Raw genomic sequence first — 25,635 nt, forward strand, 5'->3', positions numbered from 1 at the left:
TCCTCCTTTGTATTAACCCTCTCTGAAAGTCTTATCAGCTCTGTCGACAACTGCCTGCATGTCCTTGAGGACGTCTGCATCAATTGGTGGGACTTCGTGGTGTTTGAGGACATCCATCATCTTTTCATTTGCTGCGGCCGCAAGGTCCTTTGAACCGGCTGCTGCCCAGTCACCGAACATGCGCCTGTCGATGAGCATGGGGTCGGAGGGGTAGTTCACAAGCATTCTCGTTTGCTTAAGGGCAAGGAAGTTGTTTCCGATTCCTACTTTCTGGATGGATTCGACTGCCAGGGTTTCGGTAGAAACCGGAATTCCCTGCATCGCTTTCTTTGTCATCTTGATGATATCATTGTCAATAACGAGCTGTTCCATGGAGAAAGTCATACCAAGCTCAAGCATCCCGGCGCCGTAGAGGGTGTTTGCCCCTGCGAGGGCGGGAAGGAGGCATGTCATGGTCTTCTCGTGTCCAGCCTGGTTGTCAGGGATCTTTGCATCAGACTAGGTGCCTGCCACGAATGCGGGGAGGCCATAGAACTGGGCAAGCTTTGCGACAGCAGCGCTGATCAGGCCGAGTTCGGGAGATCCGACAGGAGCAGTACCCTTCTTCAGATCGAAGGTGGTAGTGGAACTTCCGTACCAGACTTTGGTTCCGGGCACCGTGAGCTGAGCGAGGACGATACCTGAGAGGACTTCGGCATTGTGAGTAACCAGGGTTCCTGCAAGGTATACAGGAGAAGAACCCCCGGACATTGCCATACTCAGGACGTTTACAGGCATTCCGAAACGTGCACCTTTGATGATGACCTGACAGGCATTGACACTGAGCTCAAGCGGGCTTGTTGGACAGAGCAGCATAGAGAAGATCGGCTTTTTCCTTGCTTCTTCTTCGTCGCCGCCGTAGTAGGCATTTACGATGTCCCGGTAGTGTTCGACGTTTTCACCGACAGGGTCAATGTGGTGGAAATGTTTTGCGGTGTTGGTAAGAGGAGTAAAGGTCTCATGGACGTCCTGAGCGCCTTTTCCGGCCCAGTCCCTTGCAGACACCGGGAGGGAGAAGTAGTCAATATTTTCGGCCCAGTCACAGAGTTTTGCGATGTCTGCAATGTCCTGCTCTACCGAGTCCAATGTGACGTATTTCCCGTCCTTGTACCTGCACATCTTAACCCCTGTCCCGAAACAGGTCCAGTGCACCTTACCCCCTGACTCCTGTACGGTGTTGTACTTCTTGTCGCGTCCCCAGAGCACGAACCTTGAGGGTGCGAGTTGAAGGGCTCTTCTTACAAGATATTCAGGGATTTTTACTACCTGGGTCTTTTCGTTAACTTCACAGCCGTTTTCCTTGAAGATCTGCCTGGCTTCCGGGTCGGAGACCTGGATTCCGGGGTTCATCAGGACTTCCATTGTGGCGTAGTGGATGGCCTTTAGCTCATCACGGGTAAAAAGATTCAGTTCCACGCCCTCAAGAGAATTAAATCCTGCAATTGCATTACATTGTGCCATTTTATTTTCTCCTTCTTCTCGAATTTATTCACTTTTCTTCCATTAGTCTTTCATCTGTAGGGGAAAATCCACGATTTTTGATAAAACCTGTTAGCTTCCAGCTACAGGCCTCTAAAAAAAGGAAAACTCGGTGTCCCCCCATTCCCTTCTTTGAAACCCTTATCTATAGTCTCTACTATCCGTTTTTCCGTAACTTCTCAAAAAGACAGCCGTTTTTTCTCAACGTGGCTGCAGGGAAAAAGCTGCTCCGTTTTTCGGCAAAATACCCCACATTTTCCGGATTAAGCCCCCTTTGATTGAATTTTTCCGGATTATTTTTTTATAATACTCTATATAGTTTATTTTTTTGTATATTCTTATATATATTATTTTTTGATAACTTCTTATCTCATTTTTCGATAGAGCTTCTCTCCAGGGTTTATCTTCCTGTCTGTTTTCTGAAGAGATTACAGGAGTTGATCTTTATATCGAGGAGCTTTTCGATGTTCATCTTTGCTGCAATACCCTTTGCAGCTCCTGGTACGGAGGTGATGACTCCAATATCAAGCTCTTCACGGAGTTCTCTCATGACATGTTCGTCTGAGAGATCCGGGATGTCGACGTTGAGTTTCTTTGCCACGTACTCTTTTGCCTCTTCTATGCGCATGTTCTTTGAGAACTGCATCCTTGCTACAAGGTCGCCAGCTGCTCTCATGCCTGTCATCCCGGAAGCCATTATGTGTGCGATCGGCATACCCAGAGGGTCGCCGACCCCGACCTATATGCCATCGACTCTGGCAATCTCGACCATTGCCTTGCTAGCTCTTGTAACCGCATCTACCGGAGGAGTTTCAAGCATAGGAATTCCGCCAACTCCCATACCCATGTCAACGTGGCAGGGCAGGGTTGAGGCCTTTACGGCTTCTTTAATGAAGGTCACGGAGCGAGCCAGGTTCCAGGCTGAGGTCATGCTGGTGTTAGTGTTGCACACTGGACCGAAGACGTTTGCCCCGGCTTTTGCAATCAGGGGTGCCTGCTGGTGCGGCCAGAGCCCTGCAAGGGTTACGCCGTCATACTGCAGGTTACCGTGCATCCCGAGCACCATTTCACCCGCCATCCCGGCTTCGATGTACATGTTCGGGAACTCTTTCCTGAGAGCTTCTATTGCGTGGAGGGTTCCATAGAAGTCTGCATCTCCGGCTGCAGCTGTGGTGTCAAAGTTGACCCCATCTGCTCCGGAAGCAAAGAGCTTCTGCATGATCCAGACTGTATCCCTGGTAAGATGTTCTGCGGCGTGTTCCATGGCATCCCAGGCTTCCTGAATCTTAAATGCCTTCATGAGGTCTCCCGGGTTTTCAAAAGGCCCATCCGGAGTATAATATAATCCCATGTTCGGCATTGCCCCGTAGAAGAGTGGGATGATCATATTCTGCTGGCAGACTTCCATTGCCTGGCACTCATTTGAGACCACGGGCTTTACCGGCTTGAAACTGTAGTCGATGTGCCCAAGTTCCATTGTATCGGCGCCAAAAGCCCTTTCGTGCATCATGCAGCCGACAAGCCGGCTGGAAGGAATCCCAACACCACTGTTACCCTGGTCCCCATCAAGCCTGATGGTGCCGATATCGTGGGTAACAGGCACTTCCATGCCCTGTTCAACACTAACTGCCTTTCCGGACATCATCAGGATTTCTGCAAGTTTCTCAAGCTCGTTTCCGTCCAGGGCAGAAATCTCCCCGAGGTCTGCAGCATTTGCAGTTCCGGCTTCGATCTCCTCAACAATCTTTTCTTTGGTAAGGAAGACACGTTTCCCATCTCCCATCCTCAGAGCGTATTCTGTTGCCATTTATTCTCACTTCCCAAGGAGCAGTTCCTTTGCCTTTGCTACGGCTTCACTGGCGTTTTCTGCATAGCAGTCTGCCCCTATCTTGTCAGCCCAGGCCTGGGTTGCAGGGGCTCCTCCAACCATGACTTTTACTCTCTCCCTCATACCTTCCTCTTTGAGGAGTTCGATTACCCCTTTTTGGCCGGGAAGAGTTGTGGTCATCAGGGCTGAAAGTCCTATCATGTCCGCATTGACCTCCTTTGCCTTATCGACAAAGTTTTTGATCGGGACATCCCTTCCGATGTCATGAACTTCAAATCCTGCAGATTGGAGCATGGTGGAAACTATGGACTTTCCTATGTCGTGTACATCCCCCTCTACGGTTCCGTTAACAATGACTCCCATTGTCTTTTTCGGGGCGCCTGCAGGTATGTCCGCCTCAAGGATCTTGACCCCTGCAGTCATCGCATCGGCAGCCATCATCACGTGAGGCAGGAAAAGTTTTCCTCTCTCAAAGAGAACCCCTACCTGGTTCATCCCGGCAGCAAGCCCCTTTTCAATGATTTCAGCCGGTTCCATCACTCCTTTTGCTTTTTCTACGGCTTCAATCACCCTGTCCTTCTTGCAGGAAATGATCGCATCCGAAAGTTCCTGAAGTAACTCTTCTTTGCTTGCCATTTATAACCCCCTTTTTCCAGATTTGTTTTGTAAAAGCGGTGGGGTTCTTCATGTCGGAAGAATCCCAACCTTTACATTTGGAAAAGAAAAAAACCACCCTTCCAGAAAACGAGTTTCGTTTTTCTGGGCTATGCCCCCTATTTAATATGTTTTGAATCAATATATTTATATTTAGTCAATATTATTATATTGTTTTTGTTTCTGGTCGAAGTGGGACCCCGGCTTTCTTCAATCTGGGGTATATAAATCAAAAGTCCGGGTTTTTGAAAAAACGCACATGAAATTCTTCGAATAACAGGCACAAATAATGAAAGTACCTGGGAGGACTTTCATGCCAAAATAGGAGTTTTGGATAACTCATTACTGCTTCAAGTCCCTGAATTTGAGGGAGAGAAATATAGTAAAGGTAGGAAAGAACTCTTTTAATACCAGAGCCCTCAGTCCTCTTCAAGCCCCGCGTTTTCTCCGACTGAAAGCATAAGTTCCCCGTATAGCAGTTTCTCAAGGGTTTCAGCTACGTATTTTCTCAGCTGGTATCTCTGGATGTCTTCATGCATCCTTATATCCGAATCTACCTGGACCCTGAGCAGGGCAAAATGAAAAGCTTTTTCATTCTTTATCTGCGCAGTATAAAAGGTTTCCAGCAGGTAAGGAAGTTTTCTGGGGTCCTCTATTGCTTCACTTAAAAGCAACATTTCTTCGGGAATATCCATCGTATGCGAACTGATGTCCTTTTTTCCGGTAATGAGCTGCAGATTTTTTTCCGAATACTTTTTTTCAAGGATTGTTACTTCACCACTCATACTTTCCACCTCCTTCCATGTTGAGATTCCTAAATTTTCCTGGTAAACTGTTCTTGCTCGGCTGAACTCCGTTTACAGAATGCCGGATTCAGAGAAATAAGGGATGAAGGCAGATTTTAAGCCAGCATTCCTTTTACTATAATGTCTATTGCATCGTCTTCTTCAAGGCCGCGGGCCATGAGGGTTTCGACTTCCTTTTTGTCCACGCAGCCGATAGCAGCTTCGTGGGTAACCTTTGCAAGGGGGTTGTCCACTCGGACAATTGGCACGGCTTCAGCTTTTGCGTTGCCCTGGATAACCTCCATACAGTCTACGTGTCCGCGGGCTCTCGGGGCGTGGCCTTCAGTGATTCCCCTGAATACGGATTCTGCGTGATCGGTTATGGCAAGCCGGCTTTTAATTACACTGCGGGCATTTTCTCCATTAAGAGCGATCTTTTCAAATATCTTTATTATATCGTCTGCTTTTCCGTAGACCTTGGTAACCATTTCGCAGATCGAGTCTTTTTCGGCATCCACACTGTAATCGAATTCCATATACCCTACCCTTCCGGAGATAAGGGAAAAGTTCGTGTAATACCTGCCTCCTTCCTCTATCGTTACATGGGCTTTCGGAAGTACCTGAATCCCTCCATGGGGCCCGTGGAAATGGGTCTCGGTGTATTTCAGGGACGCGTTCTTCCCGATAAGCATCTCAGCTTCCATTTTGTGGATAACCTTTTCAGCGTTTGGGAAGGTGCAGTGGGCGATAAGTTCTACAGCCGAATCTTCTTCGGCTATGAAGTCCATTTTGATTTCCTGAAGCCCGTCTTTAGGGACCAGCCCGAAGCAGAGGTGGACAGGAAGGGGGATTTTGTACCCTTTTTTGATGGTCAGTTTAATGTCCACACCGTGCTCGTTTTCTTTCTTCTCAAGCACTATGCCTTCGGTTCCGTTTGCGCTGAGCACTTTGTTCCCGCTTACCACAAGGCTAGCAAGCCCATGGTTATGCAGGACTGCAGCATCTCCTCCAGCTGCTGTATAAGCTGCAGTTATGTCTTCAGTTTCTCTAGAAAGCGCATTCAATTTAATCTGAGTCATTTTTCAGATCACCTTTGGGGGGGATACCCTGCTGTCACAGGGTATGCATCTGTTTTTAAAAAATTCGCTTATCTCCACGGGGTCCCCACTCCTGAGGATTACTCCTTCGCACATAAGGGATGCTTTGTCCGAGGCGGCTGCAATTTCTTCCCGGTGAGTGATTACAAGCACCGACGAACCGTTTTCCTTGAGCGCCTGGATCAGGGAGACGATTTCTTTTAAGGAAACCACGTCAATTCCGGAGTCAGGTTCATCAAGAATTGCAAGTTTCGGCTTCATGGTAATGATAGATGCAAGCTCGATTCGCTTTCTTTCTCCCCCGCTCAATGCCTCGCCTACTTCTCTGTCAAGGTATTTTTCAGGTTTCAGGTCGACTTTCCTGAGGGCTTCCTTTATCTTTTCTTCTGTAATGCCTCCATTGCCTTTTGCCCCGATTGCAAGATAATCCCTTACCTTCAGCCCCTCAAAGCGGGCAGGTTCCTGCCAGGCAAGGGTTATGCCTTTTCTTGCACGTTCGGTTATTGAAAGTACTGCAATATCTTCCCCATCAAAAATGATGTTGCCTTCTTCATGTTCGTAACCCTGAAGCCCCATCAGGGTGTAGGCAAGTGTACTTTTTCCTGCGCCGTTTGCGCCGATGATGCTGTGGATTTCCCGGTCTCCTACTTCGAGGTTGACCCCACGCAGAATTTTTTTTCCATCCCGGCTCAATATCAGGTTTTTTAAGGATAAAATATATGACACCTCTAGCAAATTTTTGTTTGAGCACTGCAGAATTTAGTTTGTACACCGCAGTAAATCCTTGCAGCGCTGCAGGTCTTTAACGGTATTTACGTTTATTGCTAGTTTGGGATTATCAAGTATCAGATTAAAGTCTTCCTGTTCGTTTCGGATTTGAGAACTGTCAAGGATATTTACTCCCGCGGGTACGATAAGTTTTCCATCCTTGTTAAATACGGTATCCGGCCTGGTTCCTGCTCCCTTACAGACATTGATAGGTACATATACGGAAAGTGCCGGCTTTCCTTCTTCCCTGTATTTCCGAACTACCGAATCAATAAGCTCGGTATCTATCAGGGGAAGATCGGACATAATAATCATTACTGGTCCCGTCGTTTCTGCAGTTTCTACTGCATGGATCATGTCCCCGACATAGTTTCCTCCAAAGGTCCTGATTACCTTAACTTCGCCTTTATAGCGTTCCTGGATCATGATCTCGGTCTTTGGGGTAACAGGTGAGACTGCTACGAACACTCTGTCTATACTTTTTGTTGATCTAAGGGTATCTATCACATAGGTAATGAGTGGCTTTCCGAGTAATTCAACACAGGGCTTTTCCCCCATTCCAAGCCTCTGCCCGAACCCTCCTGCCATTACAATAGCGTCCATTTAAGACCTCCGGTGTTTAATGAAAGATTGAGGATAACCGCAATAATAATCAGGGCAGTTACCCTGCCAATTTCGTTTGCAGTACCTATTCCGTCACCATTTAAGCCCCCGAAATGTGAATAACTTCGGTTCAGGAGCACCAGGGACGAGATACATGCTGCCAGATAGGGAAGCAGCCCGATGAACCCGAAGGGCAGGAAACATACAACTGCTCCGAAAATAAAGCCTATGAGGAAATTTTTTAGGGTTGCTCCGTTTATTGTCATTTCCCCCAGGCCAGGATATGCCTGTTTTTCCGGTCGTGGGAGTGGTTTTCCAAAAGCTGCAATTGTTAACATTGACTGTTTGGCGCTGACTTCCGCTATAAACATGGACCCTAACATAAGCAGCGGAAGATTAGAACCAAAAGCAGTAATGCCTTCGTCCTGAACCGATCTTATGGAACCGTAAAAGGCAAGCAGTACAAGCATGCCGAAAGCTACTCCTCCTGTCCCGAGGGTTGTGTCTTTTAAGGCCTTGATTTTTTTCTCACGGGATCCGTGGGCCATAAAACCATCTCCTATGTCAGTGACCCCGTCAAGGTGGTTAAAGCCTGTAAAATAATATACAGATCCCATAATAAGAGCTGCCAGAACAGGATCCGGGAAAATCAACTGCCCTACGTATGCAACTGCTCCTATGAGAAGCCCGAGTACAGCTCCCACGACAGGGTAGAAGTAGATCTTTTTCATGAGTTCGTCGATCCCTTCCATAGTGATTCCTACAGGGATCGTGGACAGGAACCCAAAACCGGACTTAAATGCAAGTAAATATGAATTCATTATTTATCGCCTGTTTTTTAGTCGTTTCTTTCAAACTCTGCCATACCTCTTGAATACATATTGGAGGAGACACCCCCGATAAGCCCTCCTATTACGTCGTCCATGAAAGGCCCCAGATTTGCAAGGATTCCGGGCTTTTGTTTGTCATACCTGACAAACTCGAATGTCCCTTTTGAACCGCTTATATAGTTTGCGATGCTGTTGCCCAGCACTTCATCAGCTATTATGAAACTCAGGTCTTTTTCATAAGAACTTTTGCTGAGGTTTGGAAGGTTTCCGGCTCTGCCTTCTCTCTCCAGCAGGACCCCAGAATAAATCAAAAGGCAGAGGTTCGGGTCCGAAAGAGCGAATTTTAGTTCTCTTTTAAACAGAGCTTCGGCTTTTTCCCTTGTCTCAAGTCCGGGGTGAGGGACATACATTTCGAGAGCTGTGTCCGCAAGGTCCTGGATACTTATTCCTTCTTCAGCCAGGACATCGATGATATCGACGGTAGCTTTTCCCTCTATTTTTTCAGGCTGCCCTTTTTTCAGGTCCCTTTCCTCAATATCGGATAACTTCATACTGATCACTCCGGGGTTGTTAAAACGGTTATTTTAGGATTTCTTAAATTCTTAAAATTGTTGATCTTAAAATTAATTCTTTTAAGAAGATTAATTTATTTTAAGCCTTTATATCGGTTAATGTAATGGATATATAATGGGTTTTACTGCTAATTAATGGGTTATGGATTTTACTGCTAATTAATGGGTTCAGATTAATGGGGGTACATTTACAGATCACGGATACAGGTAAACTCCCGTTATCCGGATTACTGCCACAAACGCAACAAGTGAAAACCCTGAAGCAATTGCTATTAATTGGGATGCCCTTTTTATATCTTTTACTTCGGTAGGCGGGTATGAAGCTCCCAGCACATAAGTGTCGGGTTTTTCAAGTTTAACTCCCAGAGCCCCGGCAGTAGCAGCCATTGGATAGCCGGAATTGGGAGATGGAGTCTTCATCCCGTCTTCTAAAGCGGTCTTTATGCTGTCGAGAGGATTGATTTTTCTTCCGTTTTTAGGGAATAAGGATACTGTAAAGGCTGCAGCAAGGATAAAGATAACTGAAATCCGTGCAGGGATCCAGTTCAACACATCATCGGACTTCGCTGAGAAGTATCCAAGTTCCCTGTAAGGTTCGGTTTTATACCCTACCATCGAGTCAAGGGTGCTTATGGCTTTAAATGCGTAGGCAGCCACAAGACCGAGTTCTCCGAAAAGGGCGTAATAGAAAATCGGGCTCAGGACGCCGTCCACATAATTTTCGGAAACGGATTCTATAACTGCAGAAGACATCTGAATTTTTGTCAGTTTGGAGGTGTTCCGACTTACGTAGATAGGGAGCAGTTCCCTTACTTTTTCCAACTGGTTTTCTTCAAGGTGTTTGTAAATCTTCCTGGCAGGGCTCAGCAGGCAGTTGATCGCAAAGGTGGCTTTCAGGAAATAGGCTTCTATAAAAAGTGGTAAAATGCCCGGAATTCCCGGAAGGGCTGCAAGAAGGGCTGCAATGTAGAGGACGGAATAGCCCAGTAAAGATGCGAAGAAAACACAGCAAAGAGCCATTGCCATACCATAGATTTTTCGATGGGTTTTTGGGGCTGCGTTTTTCAAAAAACTGATTAATTTTCCTATCCAGACAACGGGATGAACTGCAGCAGGAGGTTCCCCAAAAACAATGTCGATGACTGCAGCGAGCAGAAGTACCAGAGCAAGGTGCCCGCTGTCAGGGATAATCATAAAATAGGCTCCATTACTTTTTTCCAGGCTACTTTTATAAGTTCATCGGTGTCTCCTTCCTGCATAAGGCAGTCAAGGATCTTCTGAGCGATTTCCGTCTTATGGACAAGGTGACAGTCAACGCAGCTCCATATTCTGCCGCTTCTTGAACTCTTGATCCATTTTCCTCCGGTTTTTTCGTTTTCACAGGGATAAAACGGACAGAAGCAGAAGGTGCAGTTCTGGCCTTCAAAATGACAGGGGTAATATTCGCATGTCTTCCTGCCTCCAATGCCTTCTTCACTGGCTTTTTCGATTACGTGCTGCAGTTCGTTCTTTGCCTGTTCTCTGCCCCACTCGACGATAACGTCCCCTATTGCAGTAATGAGCCTGTCGTTTTCTTCTCCGGTTCTGACTGCAACCCTTATGTAATCTTTTCCGAGACCGTGGAAAGAAACGCAGTCCCGGATAAGGACTCCGCGGGCTGCAAGGCGGGCAGCCAGCTCACTTGAGTCAAGCATGAATTTGCTGATGTTGACACAGATAAAGTTAACATTTACTTCCCCGGCTTCAAAGCCCCTTATCCTGTCAAGTTTTGCTTTGAGTTTTTCTCCTTCTTCCAGGATCATTTTCCTTGCTTTTTTCAGGTATGGGCTGTCAATCCCGCCTTCTATATTGAGAAGTGCGGTTCCGGTGATGTTTGCAAGAGCTCCGAGGTTCCAGGACAACCTTGTTGTGTTCAAGATCTCAGCCATATCCGGAGAAGCTATCCCGAATCCCATCCGGATCCCGGGGATCGCAAAGTCTTTTGTAAGGGAGCGCATGACAAAAACATAGTCGTTGTCTGCAGGAAGGTCTGCAACACTCTTTGAAGGATCGGATAGCTCAATGAAGGCTTCATCTACGTAAAGAAGTGTTTTATGCTCCCTGCAGCGTTCTGCAAGAGCTTTAAGTTCTTCTCTACTACGGAGTTTTCCCGTCGGATTGTTCGGGTTACAGATAAAAAGGATCTTTGCTTTATCCAGCATCTCATCCGAGAGTGTATTTACTTCTTCCTGTGCAGGATGTACCGGCTCTGCTCCCATGATCCGGCACTGCATCTCATATTCTCCGAAAGTCGGCCATGGTAAAAGGACCTTGTCTCCTTTTTCTACCACAGATTCAACTACAAGCCTGACAATTTCAGTTGAACCATTGCCAGGAATTATATTATATGGAGCTACCCCGAGTCCTACAAACCTGGCAGCAGCTTCCCTGAACTCCATATATCTGTTGTCTGGATACTCCCTAAATTTTTCAAGGCTATTTTTTAGAATCTCGTCAAAGTTTAATTCATTTTCTGGATAATCAAAAGGGCTTCCCAGCGGGTTAAAGTTCGCACTGAAATCAAGAATTTCGCTTTCAGGAATCCCGTAAGTCTCAGACGTTTCTTGAATTAGCCCTCCATGAAGGCAGGGCTTTAGGGCCAGCAGATGCTTCCTCAGAGGTACATTTCTTTGCTCAGACACGGTGATCGCAAATATTTAGTGTAATCATGTATATTAAGTTGTTTATTATATTAACCAGTGCAAACTTGCCTTTATTTGCTTTATGGTTATTTGATTGCGAAAACTATACCTTTTGTAATCCATTCTACTTTATTTTACATTGTATTTATATTCTATTTGTGGATTTTTCCTTTATATAATTTATATAATCTACTTTTTTAACTCCTTTCTGTGTCCATATTCTTAACCTGTAATGAGCAAATAACGAAAAAGTAAAATAGATTGTTTTTGACTACTCCATCCAGAATAACTGAGATGAACAGAGAAGCTTCCGTGCAACTGCAGGATATGTTGTAAATCTGCAGATTAAGAATATATATAGGCTTAACAAGAGTTTTATATCCTGCTTAGGAGCTTTATATGCTGCTTGTCAACTACCCCTGAGCTAAAGACCCAGGGTTTTCCTGCTTGATGGGTTATGACTGATTATCCAAACAGGTGGTTAGTCTTCAGCATAAATTCTCTAAAATTTGATATATACCAGGTGCATTAAAAAATGACAGTCAACAGGCCAAGAGGGACCCGGGACTTTTTACCCACAGATACTGCCCGGAGAAGGTACGTGGAAAGCGTTATGCGAAATGTTGTCCGCAATTGGGGTTACAGTGAGATCATTACGCCCACGTTTGAACATCTGGACCTTTTCACCCTTAAGTCCGGAGAAGGCATTATAGGGGAACTCTACAACTTCACGGACAAAGGAGGCAGGGAGATGACCCTCAGACCGGAACTTACGGCTCCTGTAATGCGGATGTATGTAAATGAACTTCAGTCTTTCCCCAAGCCGTTGAAGTTATTCTACTTTGAAAACTGTTTCCGCTACGAACGCCCCCAGAAAGGCCGTTTCAGGGAATTCTGGCAGTTTGGGGTCGAACTCATCGGAAGCGGAAAACCCGACTCGGACGCCGAGATCATTGCTCTTGCCGATTCCCTGTTAAAAGCCGTTGGCATTCAGGGCGACATGAAGCTTGGAAACCTTGCAGTGATCCGTACACTTTTAAAAGGGCTTGAATCCGATATCGTCAGTAAGGTCATGAGGCTTGTGGATAAGAAAGAGTATGCAGGCCTTGAAGCTCTGCTTGAGGAAATTGGGGCAGAAGAACAGTTGAAGTCCGACCTCTTACGCCTGATACACCTTGAAGGCAGGTACATCCTCCCACAGGTAAAAGAAATAGTCGGGAACATCCCCGAGCTTGTAAGTTTTGAAAAGACCCTTAAACTTCTTGATGCATACGGCGTCAATTACTCACTTGATTTCGGGATTGCCCGCGGGCTTGACTATTACACGGGTATGGTCTTTGAGGTTTATGCTGAAGGTCTTGGCGCCCAGAAGCAGGTCTGCGGGGGAGGCTCTTACCAGCTTATCCAGCTTTTCGGTGGCGGAGATGTGCCTTCTACAGGCTTCGGGATAGGTTTTGACAGGATAATGGAGATCTGTCCGATCGAAACCCCGGAACCCAAAAAACTGGTGCTGGTCTCAAAGCCCGAAACTCATCTGGAAGCTGCAAAACTTGCAACTACCCTGAGGGGTTACCTGCCTGTCCATATAGACCTCATGGAGCGCAATTTTAAAGCCCAGCTAACCTATGCAAATAACATCAATGCTGACTACGTGGTCATAGTCGGGGAAAGAGAACTCGAGGCAGGAAAACTGACCCTCAAGGATATGGTGTCTGGAGAACAGGAACTTCTAACGCTGGAAGAAGTTATTGGAAAAATTACAGGGCATCAGAACTGAATATATTCTTTTTGTTCTTTTTAGGCATCGTTTTTTCCATTCCTTTTTTTCTTTCACGTATATTCTCTATTTATCTTTTTATTATTTTTGAGGATATTTATTGGACCATATATTTATTGTCTCATTTTTCTATCAAAACCAAAGCTAATCTTTTTATAACCACACAACCTAAATTTTATTGTTCTAAATTTCCGGAGTTTTCCGGAATTTCAGTGTGGGGGATAAATTCACGGCTGGTAATGATCAAGTTTTAGCCTGTAATATTGAAACTGATGAGTCTGCTGTATTTGGGCTTCCTTTCAGGCTTACAGTTACGGGTATTTTCTTTGCGGTACTTCTGCTTCTCTCTTCCGTCTACGTTTCTGATTTTCTGGAGGGGGTAAAGGAACAGAAGACCCTGGAGGAGGTTTCAAAACTAACAGCTTCTGCTGAACAGCTCTCCATACGCGGAGAAGGGAGTGAAATTGCCTTTGAGATAAGGATACCTGACGGAGCATCCGTAAATTTCGGGATTCTTCCTGGTCAGGAGGGGAACTGGCCTGAGGATGCGGACAATTATTGTATCACCACTGGAGGAAAGTCAACCTTTTATCCCGCAGTTGCTTCCTTTTCGAATCAAGAGCTTAAAGGACCCTTTTCACTTGGTCCGGGAAGGCACAGAGTATTCCTTTCAACAAAGACCGAGCCTGAGTCCGGAAGGCTTTTCGTACTGATCTCTGAAACCGGAGCTGATGAGCAAACATTAGGTTAGGAGAGGTCCGTATGATAAAGGATTTTTCAGGGGATGATTCGGCATGGGCTGATTTTTTAATTTCAAAAGCAGCCCTTATTCTTGCCAGCGTAATCCTCTTTGCAGCCCTTTTTCAACTGGCTGCCGGTTTTAAAGATCTTGAGGCACAGGAACAGCTAGATTTCCTTGCAAGGGATTTCAAAACCGCAGTAGATAAAGCTGGAGCAGGAAGTTTTCAGGAGGGGTATCAGGAGGGGTATCAGGAAGGGTATCAGGAAGGGTATCAGGTGGAGAACCAGGTAGGGAATCCGTTGAGGAATCAGGAGGAGCTTTCCTTTCATTTTGATGAGAATGAAGTCTTTCTGGCTTCTCCATTCGGGGAAAATATAGAGATTTGTGTTTCAGGGGAATATGTCCATTTGAAGGCGAAATACGATGAAAAAAGTTTCAGTGCTGTAAGGCCCTTTGCCTTCATGGTCCTGCCTTTCAACGAGTACATACTCCGGGAAAAGCTGAATACAAAATTTGGGGCTGAGGGGAGTGAAAGTTCTCCCCTTACAGCTGATAGTCACAAAATTAAGGCTTTCCTTCAGGTTTCCGGGACTGAAGAAATGGTTTTTAATGCAGGTGAAAACATCTCCATAAAAAAAGAACTTATTTATGTGAAGGACAATGAGGAGGTTTCTGCTTTTGGTTGTGTCCTTGTCTACCAATAAGGTTGGATCTTTGTTTCTCAATAAGGTTGTGTCCTTGTTTACCAATTATTTACTGGCAGCTGGAAGAAAATTTTGGAAAAAATCTGATATTTCAATCCTCAGGGATGAAAGAGGAGTTCTTGAACCACATTCAGATCTTCTTGCCACTGCTCTTGCGGTCATAGGTTTCGTGGTCTTTACAGCCCTTCTCTCCAGGGCATACATGGGATATGAGGACAGCTCTTTTGCCCTTGAGAACTATGAAAGCGCTTCCCTTCTTGCAGGAACGCTTGCAAAAGCACCTGCTTTTAGAGCAGAAAGTCCCGGCATGCTTTCTGCATCAGCCCTTGATAATTTTTCAGGCCCCGATGGACAGGATGAAAAAACGAAATTTTTTGCGGCTTTTTCCGGAAACTATCCGTTTCTGGTTGAAATTCGGACCGAAGATGGGCGCTGGCAGTGGCTAATCGATCCTGAAATTGTTGAACCCGGGTATCTCATGGGAAAACAGGAAAAAGTTGCAGCTTCAGTACCGGTTGTTATCGAGTTGAATCCCGCAGAATCGGTTCCTGGAACCCTTACTGTGGTGCTTTATAAAACTCCGTGGATGTGACAGGGGCAAACGCAGGATTGAGCACAGAATTAAGTACAGAATCAAGCACAGAATCAAGCACAGAATCAAGCACAGAATCAAGCACAGAATCAAGCACAGAATCAAGCACAGAATCAAGCACAGAATCAAGCACAGAATAAAGCAGGAGCAATTCTTGAAAGCAGGATTTGACTGGCCCCGGACAGGAAATCTGATTAAGAACAGAAATAGGTGAAATAGATGAAACCTTTGAGAGCTTTTCAAAATTCCGGAGCGTCACTAAAAGTAAATGATTCAGAAGTAATGGGTGATGCTGTTAAGAAATCTTATGTTTATATTTGGGAATCTTCAGGTTATTCTACCGTTTTTGATGCCCTATTTTTGCTTGTGTTAATTTCACTTTCCGGGGTCCTTCTTATGCCTTCCCTGCAGGCTGATGAGCAGTATATTGCAGCTGGATATGTAACTTCTTCAGAACTGGACTCTTATCTGTTAGAATCCTTTCTTTCCTGTAAACTTGAGGACTTCGAATACGAAATCTCTCCTCTTTCAGTACTTAACGTTTCAGTCCCCGAAGACTCAATTGTGGAAAGTCCTGCTCATACCCTTTTCGGAAAGGAGCAGAAACACAGGACTTTTGCTGACCTGACAGCCGACTACCTGTCCATATCCCTTACCCTATCAAACAGCGGCTCAGCTGTTTCACTTAATCCACTTGCTGAGAACTATTCCGATCAGGCTTCTGAAACTATAGCTACTTATCTGGACAAAAAGGTTGCAGGGAGATTTTCTTATCGCTTTGAAGCTTATTGGCATCCCGTGGAAGCCTTCCCGATGGGAAGTGAACTTATAGTCGGAGAAGAACCTCCTGCGGATGCTATCCGACAGAGTACAAAATTATCCATGCCTCTGTATGCAAGTGCACCTTCTAAGGATGCTCTTCTTGTCTGTGTGAATGATTCCGTACTTGAAGCTTCACTTAACGCTTCTGACGAAGAAGCTTCAACAGCACTTTTCCAGGCTTTTCATGCTTCTCTTGATGCCGCGGCTCTTGAAGGGGCAGGGACGGTTGTTGAGCTGCTTTTCCCGTCGGATTATTCGGGGTCAGTTTTCGGAGAGGATGCAGATGAGTCTTTTGAGACCCTGCTTTATGGGGTTTCTGAAAATGCGGGTGAGGAAAATTCCTCCTCAACGGAAGATGAATTTAATACCTATTTTTCAGACCTTCTTGAAGCAGGTTTTGCACTAGATTCCGAGACCTATCCCGAAAATACATCCACTGCAGAACTCTCTCTTTTTGAAGGCATGCTGGCAGACTATATCGAAAAGGAGATAAGGGCAGAACTCGAAGCTGAATTTTCAGGTGAGATTAACGAGACTGTTTGTGCCATAATCAAGGCTGAAGATCTCTCTGAGGCTCAGGTTCTAAGGGATACCGGGATAGAATCAATTTACAGGCAGATAAATCCCGGAGGGGCAAGAATAGTCCTTTACCTCTGGAAACCATTTTAATGTGGATATTTTATGTGGATATTTAATGTGGATATTTTATGTGGATATTTTATGTGGATATTTAATGTGGATATTTAATGTGAATATTGAAGGGGATATTGAAGGGGGATTGAAGCCTGTTTCAGAAAATATTTTCGCTGGAAAAGGCTCTGATCCTATTTTTATGCTTTTAACTTTTTTCCTCTTTTTCCCGACACAAAGTATATATTATATGGTGCAATCTCTAGTGATGTTTTTACCGAAACAATTACGCTTTTGCAGGAGTTCCTGGAAAAAGCCACGCAGCAGTTTGATGTGGCGGATTTAAAATCTCCCGATCGATGTGTTGGTCCGTTATAATCGGTAAAGATATAACCTCAGCCCGAAGAGTTTTTCTTTCGGGTATCGATCAATTAATATCAGGAGAATCAGATATGGCAAAAATGCATACCAAAAGAAAAGGTAATTCAGGTTCCACCAGACCTAACAGAACCGAAGCGCCCGAGTGGTGCAAGATTGGAGCAGAAGAAGTTACTTCAATTACACTGGACCTCTGGAAACAGGGTGTTTCTACATCCGAAATCGGAATGATTTTAAGAGACCGCTATGGAGTCCCTGACGCCAAGCTCATCACAGGCAAGAAGATCACAGCAATCCTCAAGGAAAACAACGTTTATTCTAACATTCCTGAAGACCTTACAAACCTCATCGTGAAGGCTCTGAAACTGAGGAAACACCTTTCTATTAACAAGAAAGATGTCCACAACAAGCGTTCCCTCAACCTTACAGAATCCAAGGTCAGAAGGCTTGTTAAGTACTACAAACAGGAAAAGGTACTTCCGAAAGATTGGTTCTACAAGCCTGAAACCGCAGAAATGATGATTACCAGATAAACCTGGAAATTTCCATTCAAGAGATTTTTCCATTTAAGGATTGAGTTTGCCTTTCCGGCAAACCTCCTTTTGTTCTTTTTAAAAAGTTAAATCTTTCCTGTGCCTCGAATATGAGGTTTCAGAAAGTTCAACCCACTGTTTTGTTGCTCACTTTTGTTGCTCACAGTTGTGCTGCTTTTTTTATTAATTATTATTTACTTGCAGCATAGCTTATTTTGCAATCCCATGTCGGACTCCCCGGAACCACACACCTCATACCTGAAATCTCTCCGATAACGACTGGCAGACCGTATACTTCTTCGATTACCTGGGGGGTAATTACTTCCACTCCTCCATAGGCGTGAACTTTTCCTTCCTTCAGGAGAATAAATCGGTCTGCATATCTGAAAGCCTGGTTGAGGTCATGCATCGTCATCACAGCCGCAATCCTGTGTTCAAGTACTATCTGCCGGATATTTGCAAGGATCTCCACCTGGTTCTTAAGGTCAAGGCTGCTTGTCGGTTCGTCGAGGAGAAGGACTTTTGGTTCCTGGACAAGGGAACGGGCTATTGCTACCTTCTGGAGTTCGCCTCCGCTCATCTCATCGATATAGGACAGGCGCAGGTTTTCCATTGAGAGTAACTTGAAGACCGAATCGACGATCTTGAGGTCTTTTTCCGTAATATCCCATTTGATATGGGGACGCCGTCCCAGCAGGACCGCATCAAAAGCTGTCAGCCTTCCTGTTTCAACACGCTGCGGTACATAGCCAATAAGGCGTGCAATTTCCATAGTCCCGAGGGCGGAAAGGTTTTCCCCGTCTATATGGACTGTTCCCCCTCTTGGGTTGAGGATCCTGTTCAGGCATTTTAACAGGGTAGTCTTGCCAACTCCGTTGGGCCCCAGGATTGCAACAACTTCGCCCTCATCGATTGAAAAGGCGATTTCATGCAGGATCTTACGGTTACGATATAAAAACTGGAGTTCATCTACAGAAAGAATCATCGTTTATACCCCCTGATAAGCAGGTAAATGAAAGTCGGTGCTCCCATGAAAGCTGTAAGGATAGAGACGGGAAGCACATATGGTGACACTATAAGCCTGGCTGCGGTGTCCGATACCAGAAGGAGGATTGCTCCAAGGAGGGTTGAGCCCGGGATCAGGTACCTCTGGTCATCCCCTATGACCCGTCTTACCATGTGTGGACAGATCAACCCCACGAACCCTATGACACCAAGGAACGAAACAATTACAGCCGAGACCAGTGCAGCAATAATCATGCCTATAAGCCTGATCTTTTCCACATTGACACCGAGGCTTTTTGCAGTCTCATCCCCTGCATCGATTGCGTTGTAATTCCATCGGTTGGCAATGAAGAATATGACTGATAACAGGACAACTCCTGTCATAATTCCCAGTTCCATCCAGTTCTTCACTCTTCCGACATCGCCAAAGGTCCAGAAGACAACTGCTGCAAGCTGGGTATCGTCAGCAAAGTACTGCAGGAACATCGTCCCTGCGGTAAAGAGGGATGATAGTGAAACGCCTGCAAGCACCATTACCTCAGGAGAAGACCCGCGGATCCGGGAGATGAGCAGGATCACTCCTGTGGCGAGAAGGCAGAAAATAAAAGCTACCATTGTGGTCAGGTAAGGGTTGTTGATGATGACGGCATTTGCAACGCTCGATTGCATCTTTCCTGTTCCGAGAACAATTACCGAAAAGGCAGCTCCGAAAGCTCCGGCGTTTGAGATTCCGAGAGTAAACGGAGACCCCAGAGGGTTTCGCAGGATAGACTGCATTACCACCCCTGCAACTGAGAGCCCGGCGCCTGCAACTATCGCAGCCAGGGCTTGAGGGAGGCGGATGTTCCAGATAATCGAATCCCATGCATCAGAGACGCTCTGGCCCATCAGGGTTTGTAATACCTCACGAGGAGGTATTGTTACCGCTCCTACCGAGATTGAATAGATAAACATAATGAAGAGGAACAGGAACCCCCCCATAATCCAGAAGTATTTTCTTCGCACGTATACGAGGTATTCTTCGGGAACCGCTCCATCTGCAAAATGCACTTATTTATACCCTCCGTTTTATAGCGGGATCTGCTTGAATCCCAGGTTATCGTACTGTCTATTTAGGTCAGAGAACACAGGTTTGCCAACGAAGAAAGTATATATCTCGTCGGCTTTGGTTTCAGGGTCGATATCCTCAAATTGGTCCGGGTAGAGCATTTTTCCTACAAAGTAAGCGTTTGCAAGCACTGACTCATAGTTGGTGCTGTAGAAGTTGTAGGGGATCACCCCATAAACATTACCATTCTTCACAGCTGAAAGCCCTTTGAGTGACGGATCGTTCTTGAGCTCTCCAATGGCTCCTTCGTTACCCAGCTGGATTGTACCGATGTCGATAAAGATATAATCGGGATCCCAGTCCACAAGCGCTTCTTTGGCAATATCTGCATGGTCTGTGCCTATTCCGGCTGCAACGTTATTTGCATTTACCCAGAGAAATGGCGGATAAGCTGGTTCAGTGGAAATTATCCCGTGAGCTCCTGCATTGCTTATTCCTCCGACATAGACTGTCTTTCTTTCGGATTCCGGAATGTCTGCAGTCCTTTTTTCGAGGTCTTCCATCACAGTGTCTATATAAGCGATGACCTCTTCTGCTCTTTCCTGTTTACCCACTGCCTCACCCATTATCCGGAGTGAACTGTACATTTCGGCTTTCTGATCCTCATTCTTCAAAGACCCGTAAGGAAATGAGATTACCGGAATGTTGGTTTTATCCTGAAGAGTGTCAGCTTCAACGGCGCTTGTTGCAGGGGGCTGGCCAGTTGTGCCGGCTCTCAAGATAACCTGTGGATTGACCATAATTATCTTTTCGGGGTCATCATTGCCTCTGAACTCGCCGATAAGGGGATAGTCCTTAAGCTGCGGGTTTGCAAGGGCATAAGGTCGGCCTTCTATCTCCGACTCCTTCTTTTCCAGGCTGTCAACTCCGACTACTCGGTCCTGGGCCTGCAGGTATACAAGGTATCGCAGGGACCCGGATCCTGAGCAGACGACCTCTTCTACGTTCTCAGGTATGGTTACACTCCTGCCGAACCCATCTGTGATTGTGGTTCCCGTAGACTCTGCTAATTCATCGGTTCCTGTGGTGATTCCTGCAGACTCTGCTGGAGCCGTGCTTATTTCGTCCTCAGAGGGAGTGGATTTGCTCGTGCACCCTGAGCTTACAACCAGGGCAGCGATAAGCACTCCTATGAAAATAATTTTAGTTAATTTAATACAGGGGGAGATTTTCATGTTACTTTCCTCTAATTTAATAGAGAATGAGTATTACATAAAGTTAACTACTTTATTCGATTAATTCTTATAAGATCAATTATTTCCAAAAATTGGTATGATTTATTGCCATTCCTTATTTATTTGGTAATATTTAATTCAATGGGCATGAACAGATCATGAATCCTCTGTGACTTTAGAAAATACAAAAATTCAGGATCAACATAGTTATAATCGAAAAGTCCAAATCGAAAAAGATTACAGTAGAAAAGTCAGAAGAAGATGGGACGAAGGTCCGAAGGAGAAGCACCTGTATTTCAATATTCAGGTTCCAACCCTTCAATCTGGGAAAAGGTTTTTTCCATTTCCACTCCTTCTTCCACGCGCTGTTTTTTTGCTTTTTCATAGTGGATTGCCTGGACTGCTACATTATAGAGTTTTTCTAGCTCATGGGCTGATTCCAGGGTAAGGAGTGAAAGGATCTGCGGATATTCTCCATTGCATACGACTATCCCCTTGAAGACATGCCCTATGGCTCCGGAAAGCTTTTCTATTTCAGTTGAGATGTCGTCTATGCTCAGGTATTTGCGGTCGCCTTTGATTATGATCATTGCCCTGCTTGCTTCTTCATAAACATTGGTTGAAAACAGAAGGCCTGAAGGAGAGAGTGCATTCTGGATTGCCGTTTTGATAGGAATTTCCTTATCAGCCCTGAAAAAGCCGATCGTTGCAAGTCCTGTACCCCCGCTCATTACTGTCTTGAAATCCCCCAGGTCCGTTACCATCATCATCTCACTGTCAAGAGCATCGAGGAGGAAGAGAAGACGTTCTGCAATCATGTCATTGATGCCGTTATAGGCATCCTGGATGCTTCCTCCTATATTTTTCAGGTACTGGTTATCAGCAAGGATAATCCCGTCTGCTCCGCTTTGACGGATGTCACGGATAGAAAAGGCTGCGTTTTGAAGGTAAAGGGTCCCTTCTTCTCTGAAAGGGAGAACAACAACACAATAAATAGGATAATCATAGCGTTTTTTCATCTCTGTCACGAGAAGAGGGGTAAAAGAGGAACCAGTACCTCCCGAAGCTGAGGTCAGTACAAAGGCAATATCAAAATTACCTCTTTCCTCAATCTGCCGCATAATCATTTCTTTATTTTCTTCAAAGACCCGCTTTCCGATATTTCGGTTTGCACCGACTCCGTGCAGGTGGGGTATATGGACTCTATCCTTTGCTTTTGTAAACTTCATTTCTTTTAAGTCGTTAATGGCAGTGTTAAAGGCAAGGGTTTCAACATGGCTTTTAAATCTCTGTTTTGAATAAAACTTTGCAAGCTTGTTGCAGCTTTTTCCCCCTCCCATTGCATGTTGGTTAATGGAATCCAGAATCCTGTTTCCACATTGCCCGTTTCCTATTACCAGTATATTGAGCAAAAAAACTCCTCCATTTTAAAGGTGAATTAACAGTTTCCCTGTCTGGAATCAATCACGGCTTTTATTTCCCCTCATTTTATTACTACAGTTCTCCTCTTTTAATACCTGTACTTTTAATACCTGTATTCCCTGTGCCGCCTGTATATCTGAAATCCAATGACTGCAAGTATGATTGCCGGAATTATGATGTATAAAGGGTTTTTTAACAGAAAATCGAACTTTCCTTCTTTTACACTGATTTTGGAAGTTGAAAACTCCTCTTTCTGCTTAATGTTCTGGGTATCTACACCGTTATTGTACTCATATGAAAGTTCTGAATTTATACTGTAAGTTCCCATTTCTTTTGCTTTTAAAGTGTACCTGAACTCTTTGTCGTTATTGGGCTGCAGAGTTTCAATGTATATCCTTGGGGTTCCGCTTATGGTTTCAATCCCCTCGTCTCCTCCCACATATTCCATACCTTCCGGAATCATAATATCAAGGCGGACAGCCTGGGCGGGGGCACTTCCGTTATTCCTCAGGATTATGGTTGCGGTAATTTTTTCGTTCCTTTCTACAGATGAGAGATCAACATTCATTATGGTGTCAACATTCGCACTCTGCTTATTTCCTTCACTTACGGTAATAGAAGGCATGTTGGAAGAAGATTGGTAGGTCTGGCCGGCACTGTTCGTATATGTAGCAGTCACAGCTTTGAGGTCGAAGGTTCCTGCCTCGGTTGCTTTTAATTTATATATATACACCAGGGTTTCAGGGACTGATTTCCCATACTCAATTTTCGGTATACTGGTCGAAACTTCGTAAGTAATTTCTTCCAGGACAAAATGTTCCTGCTTGGGGTCCGTAAACAGCACATTGGTTGCAGCATCGTTTCCGGTAGTTTTTGCAGTTACAGTAACAGTTATGGTGTCTCCTACCTCAATTTCGGACTTATCGATACTCTTGACTATTACAAGTTTTGGGTCCCCTGCGAAGCTTGCCTCCGAGCGTCCGCTTTCAATAACCTCGCTTGCATAGAGGTCTCCTATGTTGTAGTTTGATATGCTTATCTCAACTGTAGCTCTGGGTAATACTCCTCCGCTATGCACGGACTTCAGACGCATCTGGACTTTCCCGGAATCCTCAAAATCAAACTCGAAGCTCTCGTTTATATTCAGCAGGCCATTTGTGATTTCCTTATCTTTTTCGTACACATAGTATGAGGCTGTGCTGGCTTCAGGGAAGATATCGGTAATTTCTATTACGTAATTGTTAAGCTGATATACCTCTCCTTCCTCAATGTCGCCGTCATACACTGTGGATCTTGCTGACGCTGTGCTGCCAAGCGTCAGCAGGATAAGAAATGTAAATAAAACAGTTTTATGGATCCCTTTCAGTTTCACTTCTGCTACCTCTAATTTCTGATAAAAAAAGTTCATTCATGGCAGGCCATTATCTTTCTAATTATTCTCTGACAACTATTTTTTGATTCTCTTTTTAAACTGCAAAACTAATTATTATAAGTTTAATACGGGAATCAATCAATACATTGTAATTTATATTGTCCAGTTTTATAAGGGAAACCAGATTGAACTCTTATTATCTTAATCTCTTTTTTTGCTATGTTTAAGCGCAAAATATATGGGTAGATTCATAATATTCCCCCTCTTCCTCGAGTATAACTTCTTATACAAGTGGACTTTTAAAGACTGAATTTCACAGTCCCTTTTATCTGGGGTTTCTATTTATTTTCTTTCTATCTTTTTATATTTTTATACTATCTTCTTTGTAATATTTATCCTTTTCTTCCTTTTTATCTTTTCGGTGTTTTCAACTTCCTTATAGAAAAACGGAATCTACTTTAAATACTACTGCACTTACAAGTGTAAATAAATTTGAAAATGAATCATGTACAATAGGAAATCCTTTAACCGGAGTTTATAAGATATCATGAAAATCGGGCTATAGCTATTGATATTGTGTATGTATAACAAATAATTTATTAAGTTCTAAACCCATCTAATTCAATCTTGGTGTCACCACATCTTGAATTTGCCCAAAGATTGGTACTTATGTGTTTTTCCCTTCCTTATAAGGAAGAAAACAATATATAGCGTCTTTTTATAGGGATTATGTGTTATACCCTATATATGGGAATTTAGCTCTTTTTGTTACACGCTCGTTTATATTAATTGTTATATATTTGTTGATTTTATACTAATATGTTTTGAATTGGTGCCAAACAGAATTCATATTTTGTTATACCCTACATTTTATGTGTCGCTTGATACAGTTTTATACTACAAAGTATAAACTCCGGTCTAACTAAAAAAAGAAATGAGTACTGGTTTAATGAGTACTGGTTTAATGAGTACTGGTTTAATGAGTACTGGTTTAATGGGTACTGGTTTAATTTATAGCCAATCTCAAAATTTCTGCATTAGCCTCAATAAAGATGTGGACCATAAGGAAAATATATGCCCACAGAAAATGCAGATTCCGCGAACTAAATATAGTTTCAGTTTTCGGAGTTGATGATTTCCAGGCTGATATCTATCCATCTTGATTTGTGGATAAGGGAGCCCATTGATATTATATCTACTCCTGTTTTTGCATAACCTTCAAGGTTTTCGGGGGAAATTCCTCCTGAGGCTTCTACAAGGACCGATTTCCTGAGTCCTTTTTCTTCAAGTAAAGATAGAGTCTCTTTGACTGCCTCAGGTGGCATATTATCAAGCATGATAATGTCGACTCCCAGTTTCACAGCAAGAATCGCATCTTCTGTAGACTCGACCTCTACCTCAATTTTCCGCGTAAAACTTGTTTTTCGGGCTGCTTTGATTGCGGCTTCTATCCCCATGAGTTTAATGTGGTTATCCTTAATCATAACCGCATCCGAGAGGTTAAATCTGTGAGGGTCTCCCCCCCCTACAGCAACAGCCAGCTTTTCGAATTTCCTTATTCCGGGGGTGGTTTTCCTTGTACACGCGATCCTTGTGGTTTCTGAGTGCTCTCTTACGATATCCACGCAGGTCCTTGTCAGGGTTGCAATCCCGCTAAGGTGCCCGAGGAAGTTCAGGCTAAGGCGCTCTGCCCTGAGAATGGATACAGCTCCTCCCCTTAGCCTAAAAATTATATCTCCTTTGCTGAGGTGGTCTCCATCTTTAAGATCAGTTTCTACCTGAATTCCAAAATAACAAAATATTGATGCCACCTCATTAAGTCCGGCAACCGTACAATCTTCTTTTGTGAAAATGATGGCTTCTGCAGGCCTGTCCGGAATAATAGTGCATGAAACATCATCGTACCCCAGGTCTTCTTCTATGAAGCTTTCTACTTCTCTGATAAGCATGATTTTTACCCCGATACTTAATGCTGTCCGGATTTATAAGAGGTATGGGCTTTTCTCCTATACACTTCGGGAAAAGGTTTTTTCCAAAAA

At 44.4% G+C, this 25,635-nt stretch carries 23 protein-coding genes and 2 pseudogenes; 7 read left to right on the plus strand and 18 right to left on the minus strand.

The annotated features are described in order from the left end of the window. Positions 1-12: 12 nt before the first annotated feature. From mttB to cobD, 11 genes and pseudogenes are all read right to left on the minus strand, one after another. A pseudogene (gene mttB / locus MSWHS_RS13660) lies at positions 13-1,500 on the minus strand ([trimethylamine--corrinoid protein] Co-methyltransferase). A gap of 418 nt (positions 1,501-1,918) precedes the next feature. Further along, positions 1,919-3,325, minus strand: a pseudogene (gene mtbB, locus MSWHS_RS13675) ([dimethylamine--corrinoid protein] Co-methyltransferase). 6 nt (positions 3,326-3,331) lie between these two features. Then, on the minus strand, positions 3,332-3,982 hold the full coding sequence (mtbC, locus tag MSWHS_RS13680; protein ID WP_048129297.1) for a dimethylamine corrinoid protein MtbC: 651 nt from the start codon (positions 3,980-3,982) through the stop codon (positions 3,332-3,334). Between the two features lie 437 nt (positions 3,983-4,419). Next, positions 4,420-4,785 carry a hypothetical protein gene (locus MSWHS_RS13685; RefSeq protein WP_048129295.1) on the minus strand — a complete coding sequence of 122 codons (366 nt, stop codon included), beginning with the start codon at positions 4,783-4,785 and terminating at the stop codon, positions 4,420-4,422. 116 nt (positions 4,786-4,901) lie between these two features. Then, positions 4,902-5,864, minus strand: a complete 963-nt coding sequence (locus MSWHS_RS13690) for a SufD family Fe-S cluster assembly protein (RefSeq protein WP_048129293.1) — start codon at positions 5,862-5,864, stop codon at positions 4,902-4,904. Positions 5,865-5,867: 3 nt separating this feature from the next. Further along, on the minus strand, positions 5,868-6,575 hold the full coding sequence (locus tag MSWHS_RS13695; RefSeq protein WP_048129291.1) for an ABC transporter ATP-binding protein: 708 nt from the start codon (positions 6,573-6,575) through the stop codon (positions 5,868-5,870). A gap of 66 nt (positions 6,576-6,641) precedes the next feature. Then, on the minus strand, positions 6,642-7,253 hold the full coding sequence (locus tag MSWHS_RS13700) for an NTP transferase domain-containing protein (protein WP_048129289.1): 612 nt from the start codon (positions 7,251-7,253) through the stop codon (positions 6,642-6,644). Next, positions 7,238-8,074 (minus strand): adenosylcobinamide-GDP ribazoletransferase, encoded by an 837-nt coding sequence (cobS, locus tag MSWHS_RS13705; protein ID WP_048129287.1) that lies wholly within the window; start codon positions 8,072-8,074, stop codon positions 7,238-7,240. Before cobS ends, MSWHS_RS13700 begins: the two co-directional genes overlap by 16 nt. A gap of 17 nt (positions 8,075-8,091) precedes the next feature. Further along, complete coding sequence (gene cobZ, locus MSWHS_RS13710) at positions 8,092-8,634, minus strand: alpha-ribazole phosphatase CobZ (RefSeq protein ID WP_048129285.1); 543 nt, start codon at positions 8,632-8,634, stop codon at positions 8,092-8,094. 216 nt (positions 8,635-8,850) lie between these two features. Continuing rightward, positions 8,851-9,849 (minus strand): cobalamin biosynthesis protein, encoded by a 999-nt coding sequence (locus MSWHS_RS13715; protein WP_048129283.1) that lies wholly within the window; start codon positions 9,847-9,849, stop codon positions 8,851-8,853. Beyond that, positions 9,846-11,336: a threonine-phosphate decarboxylase CobD gene (cobD, locus tag MSWHS_RS13720; protein ID WP_048129281.1), complete on the minus strand. Its 1,491-nt coding sequence runs from the start codon at positions 11,334-11,336 to the stop codon at positions 9,846-9,848. Before cobD ends, MSWHS_RS13715 begins: the two co-directional genes overlap by 4 nt. 535 nt (positions 11,337-11,871) lie before the next feature. Between cobD and hisS the strand changes: the two genes are divergently transcribed. From hisS to MSWHS_RS13740, 4 genes are all read left to right on the plus strand, one after another. After that, positions 11,872-13,113: a histidine--tRNA ligase gene (gene hisS, locus MSWHS_RS13725; RefSeq protein WP_048129279.1), complete on the plus strand. Its 1,242-nt coding sequence runs from the start codon at positions 11,872-11,874 to the stop codon at positions 13,111-13,113. Positions 13,114-13,327: 214 nt separating this feature from the next. Continuing rightward, positions 13,328-13,864: a hypothetical protein gene (locus MSWHS_RS13730; RefSeq protein ID WP_231585447.1), complete on the plus strand. Its 537-nt coding sequence runs from the start codon at positions 13,328-13,330 to the stop codon at positions 13,862-13,864. 11 nt (positions 13,865-13,875) lie between these two features. Further along, on the plus strand, positions 13,876-14,559 hold the full coding sequence (locus tag MSWHS_RS13735) for a hypothetical protein (RefSeq protein WP_156148187.1): 684 nt from the start codon (positions 13,876-13,878) through the stop codon (positions 14,557-14,559). A 28-nt stretch (positions 14,560-14,587) separates the two neighbouring features. Next, positions 14,588-15,151 carry a hypothetical protein gene (locus tag MSWHS_RS13740; RefSeq protein ID WP_048130576.1) on the plus strand — a complete coding sequence of 188 codons (564 nt, stop codon included), beginning with the start codon at positions 14,588-14,590 and terminating at the stop codon, positions 15,149-15,151. Here MSWHS_RS13740 and MSWHS_RS20600 read toward each other — a convergent pair. Beyond that, positions 15,117-15,284, minus strand: a complete 168-nt coding sequence (locus MSWHS_RS20600; protein WP_156151239.1) for a hypothetical protein — start codon at positions 15,282-15,284, stop codon at positions 15,117-15,119. The genes MSWHS_RS13740 and MSWHS_RS20600 overlap by 35 nt on opposite strands. Before the next feature lie 86 nt (positions 15,285-15,370). On the opposite strand from MSWHS_RS20600, the gene MSWHS_RS13750 reads away from it, so the two are divergent. The 3 genes from MSWHS_RS13750 to MSWHS_RS13760 all read left to right on the plus strand — a co-directional run bounded on the left by MSWHS_RS13750 (position 15,371) and on the right by MSWHS_RS13760 (position 17,514). Beyond that, the gene (locus MSWHS_RS13750; protein WP_156151240.1) at positions 15,371-16,642 is read left to right on the plus strand and encodes a hypothetical protein; all 1,272 of its coding nucleotides are present in this window, start codon (positions 15,371-15,373) and stop codon (positions 16,640-16,642) included. 25 nt (positions 16,643-16,667) lie between these two features. Further along, a complete protein-coding gene (locus MSWHS_RS13755; RefSeq protein ID WP_156148185.1) occupies positions 16,668-16,949 on the plus strand; it encodes a hypothetical protein in 282 nt (93 codons plus the stop codon). A gap of 106 nt (positions 16,950-17,055) precedes the next feature. Continuing rightward, positions 17,056-17,514, plus strand: a complete 459-nt coding sequence (locus MSWHS_RS13760) for a 30S ribosomal protein S15 (protein WP_048129269.1) — start codon at positions 17,056-17,058, stop codon at positions 17,512-17,514. Positions 17,515-17,704: 190 nt separating this feature from the next. Here MSWHS_RS13760 and MSWHS_RS13765 read toward each other — a convergent pair whose 3' ends face one another. From MSWHS_RS13765 to nadC, 6 genes are all read right to left on the minus strand, one after another. Continuing rightward, positions 17,705-18,499, minus strand: coding sequence for an ABC transporter ATP-binding protein (locus MSWHS_RS13765; protein ID WP_048129266.1), 795 nt, complete (start codon positions 18,497-18,499; stop codon positions 17,705-17,707). Next, positions 18,496-19,569 carry an iron ABC transporter permease gene (locus tag MSWHS_RS13770; protein WP_048129264.1) on the minus strand — a complete coding sequence of 358 codons (1,074 nt, stop codon included), beginning with the start codon at positions 19,567-19,569 and terminating at the stop codon, positions 18,496-18,498. Before MSWHS_RS13770 ends, MSWHS_RS13765 begins: the two co-directional genes overlap by 4 nt. Positions 19,570-19,587: 18 nt before the next feature. Then, a complete protein-coding gene (locus MSWHS_RS13775; protein ID WP_048129263.1) occupies positions 19,588-20,802 on the minus strand; it encodes an iron ABC transporter substrate-binding protein in 1,215 nt (404 codons plus the stop codon). Positions 20,803-21,098: 296 nt separating this feature from the next. After that, entirely contained in the window at positions 21,099-22,214 is a 1,116-nt protein-coding gene (locus MSWHS_RS13780; RefSeq protein WP_048129261.1) for a cell division protein FtsZ, read from the minus strand. Positions 22,215-22,327: 113 nt separating this feature from the next. Next, positions 22,328-23,596, minus strand: a complete 1,269-nt coding sequence (locus MSWHS_RS13785; protein WP_197073938.1) for a BatD family protein — start codon at positions 23,594-23,596, stop codon at positions 22,328-22,330. 1,115 nt (positions 23,597-24,711) lie between these two features. After that, positions 24,712-25,545, minus strand: coding sequence for a carboxylating nicotinate-nucleotide diphosphorylase (gene nadC / locus MSWHS_RS13790; RefSeq protein ID WP_048159196.1), 834 nt, complete (start codon positions 25,543-25,545; stop codon positions 24,712-24,714). Between the last annotated feature and the right edge of the window lie 90 nt (positions 25,546-25,635).

Source organism: Methanosarcina sp. WWM596, from assembly GCF_000969965.1.
Lineage (GTDB): Archaea > Halobacteriota > Methanosarcinia > Methanosarcinales > Methanosarcinaceae > Methanosarcina.

Bases quoted from the DNA above. Each gene is read 5' to 3' on its own strand.
- nadC (WP_048159196.1), bottom strand. From the start codon at position 25,545: ATGCTTATCAGAGAAGTAGAAAGCTTCATAGAAGAAGACCTGGGGTAC.
- MSWHS_RS13755 (WP_156148185.1), top strand. From the start codon at position 16,668: ATGTGGATATTTTATGTGGATATTTTATGTGGATATTTAATGTGGATA.
- MSWHS_RS13765 (WP_048129266.1), bottom strand. From the start codon at position 18,499: ATGATTCTTTCTGTAGATGAACTCCAGTTTTTATATCGTAACCGTAAG.
- MSWHS_RS13685 (WP_048129295.1), bottom strand. From the start codon at position 4,785: ATGAGTGGTGAAGTAACAATCCTTGAAAAAAAGTATTCGGAAAAAAAT.
- MSWHS_RS13735 (WP_156148187.1), top strand. From the start codon at position 13,876: ATGATAAAGGATTTTTCAGGGGATGATTCGGCATGGGCTGATTTTTTA.
- cobS (WP_048129287.1), bottom strand. From the start codon at position 8,074: ATGAATTCATATTTACTTGCATTTAAGTCCGGTTTTGGGTTCCTGTCC.
- MSWHS_RS13775 (WP_048129263.1), bottom strand. From the start codon at position 20,802: ATGAAAATCTCCCCCTGTATTAAATTAACTAAAATTATTTTCATAGGA.
- hisS (WP_048129279.1), top strand. From the start codon at position 11,872: ATGACAGTCAACAGGCCAAGAGGGACCCGGGACTTTTTACCCACAGAT.
- MSWHS_RS13690 (WP_048129293.1), bottom strand. From the start codon at position 5,864: ATGACTCAGATTAAATTGAATGCGCTTTCTAGAGAAACTGAAGACATA.
- MSWHS_RS13715 (WP_048129283.1), bottom strand. From the start codon at position 9,849: ATGATTATCCCTGACAGCGGGCACCTTGCTCTGGTACTTCTGCTCGCT.
- MSWHS_RS13760 (WP_048129269.1), top strand. From the start codon at position 17,056: ATGGCAAAAATGCATACCAAAAGAAAAGGTAATTCAGGTTCCACCAGA.
- cobZ (WP_048129285.1), bottom strand. From the start codon at position 8,634: ATGAAGTTATCCGATATTGAGGAAAGGGACCTGAAAAAAGGGCAGCCT.
- MSWHS_RS13750 (WP_156151240.1), top strand. From the start codon at position 15,371: ATGAAACCTTTGAGAGCTTTTCAAAATTCCGGAGCGTCACTAAAAGTA.
- mtbC (WP_048129297.1), bottom strand. From the start codon at position 3,982: ATGGCAAGCAAAGAAGAGTTACTTCAGGAACTTTCGGATGCGATCATT.
- MSWHS_RS13700 (WP_048129289.1), bottom strand. From the start codon at position 7,253: ATGGACGCTATTGTAATGGCAGGAGGGTTCGGGCAGAGGCTTGGAATG.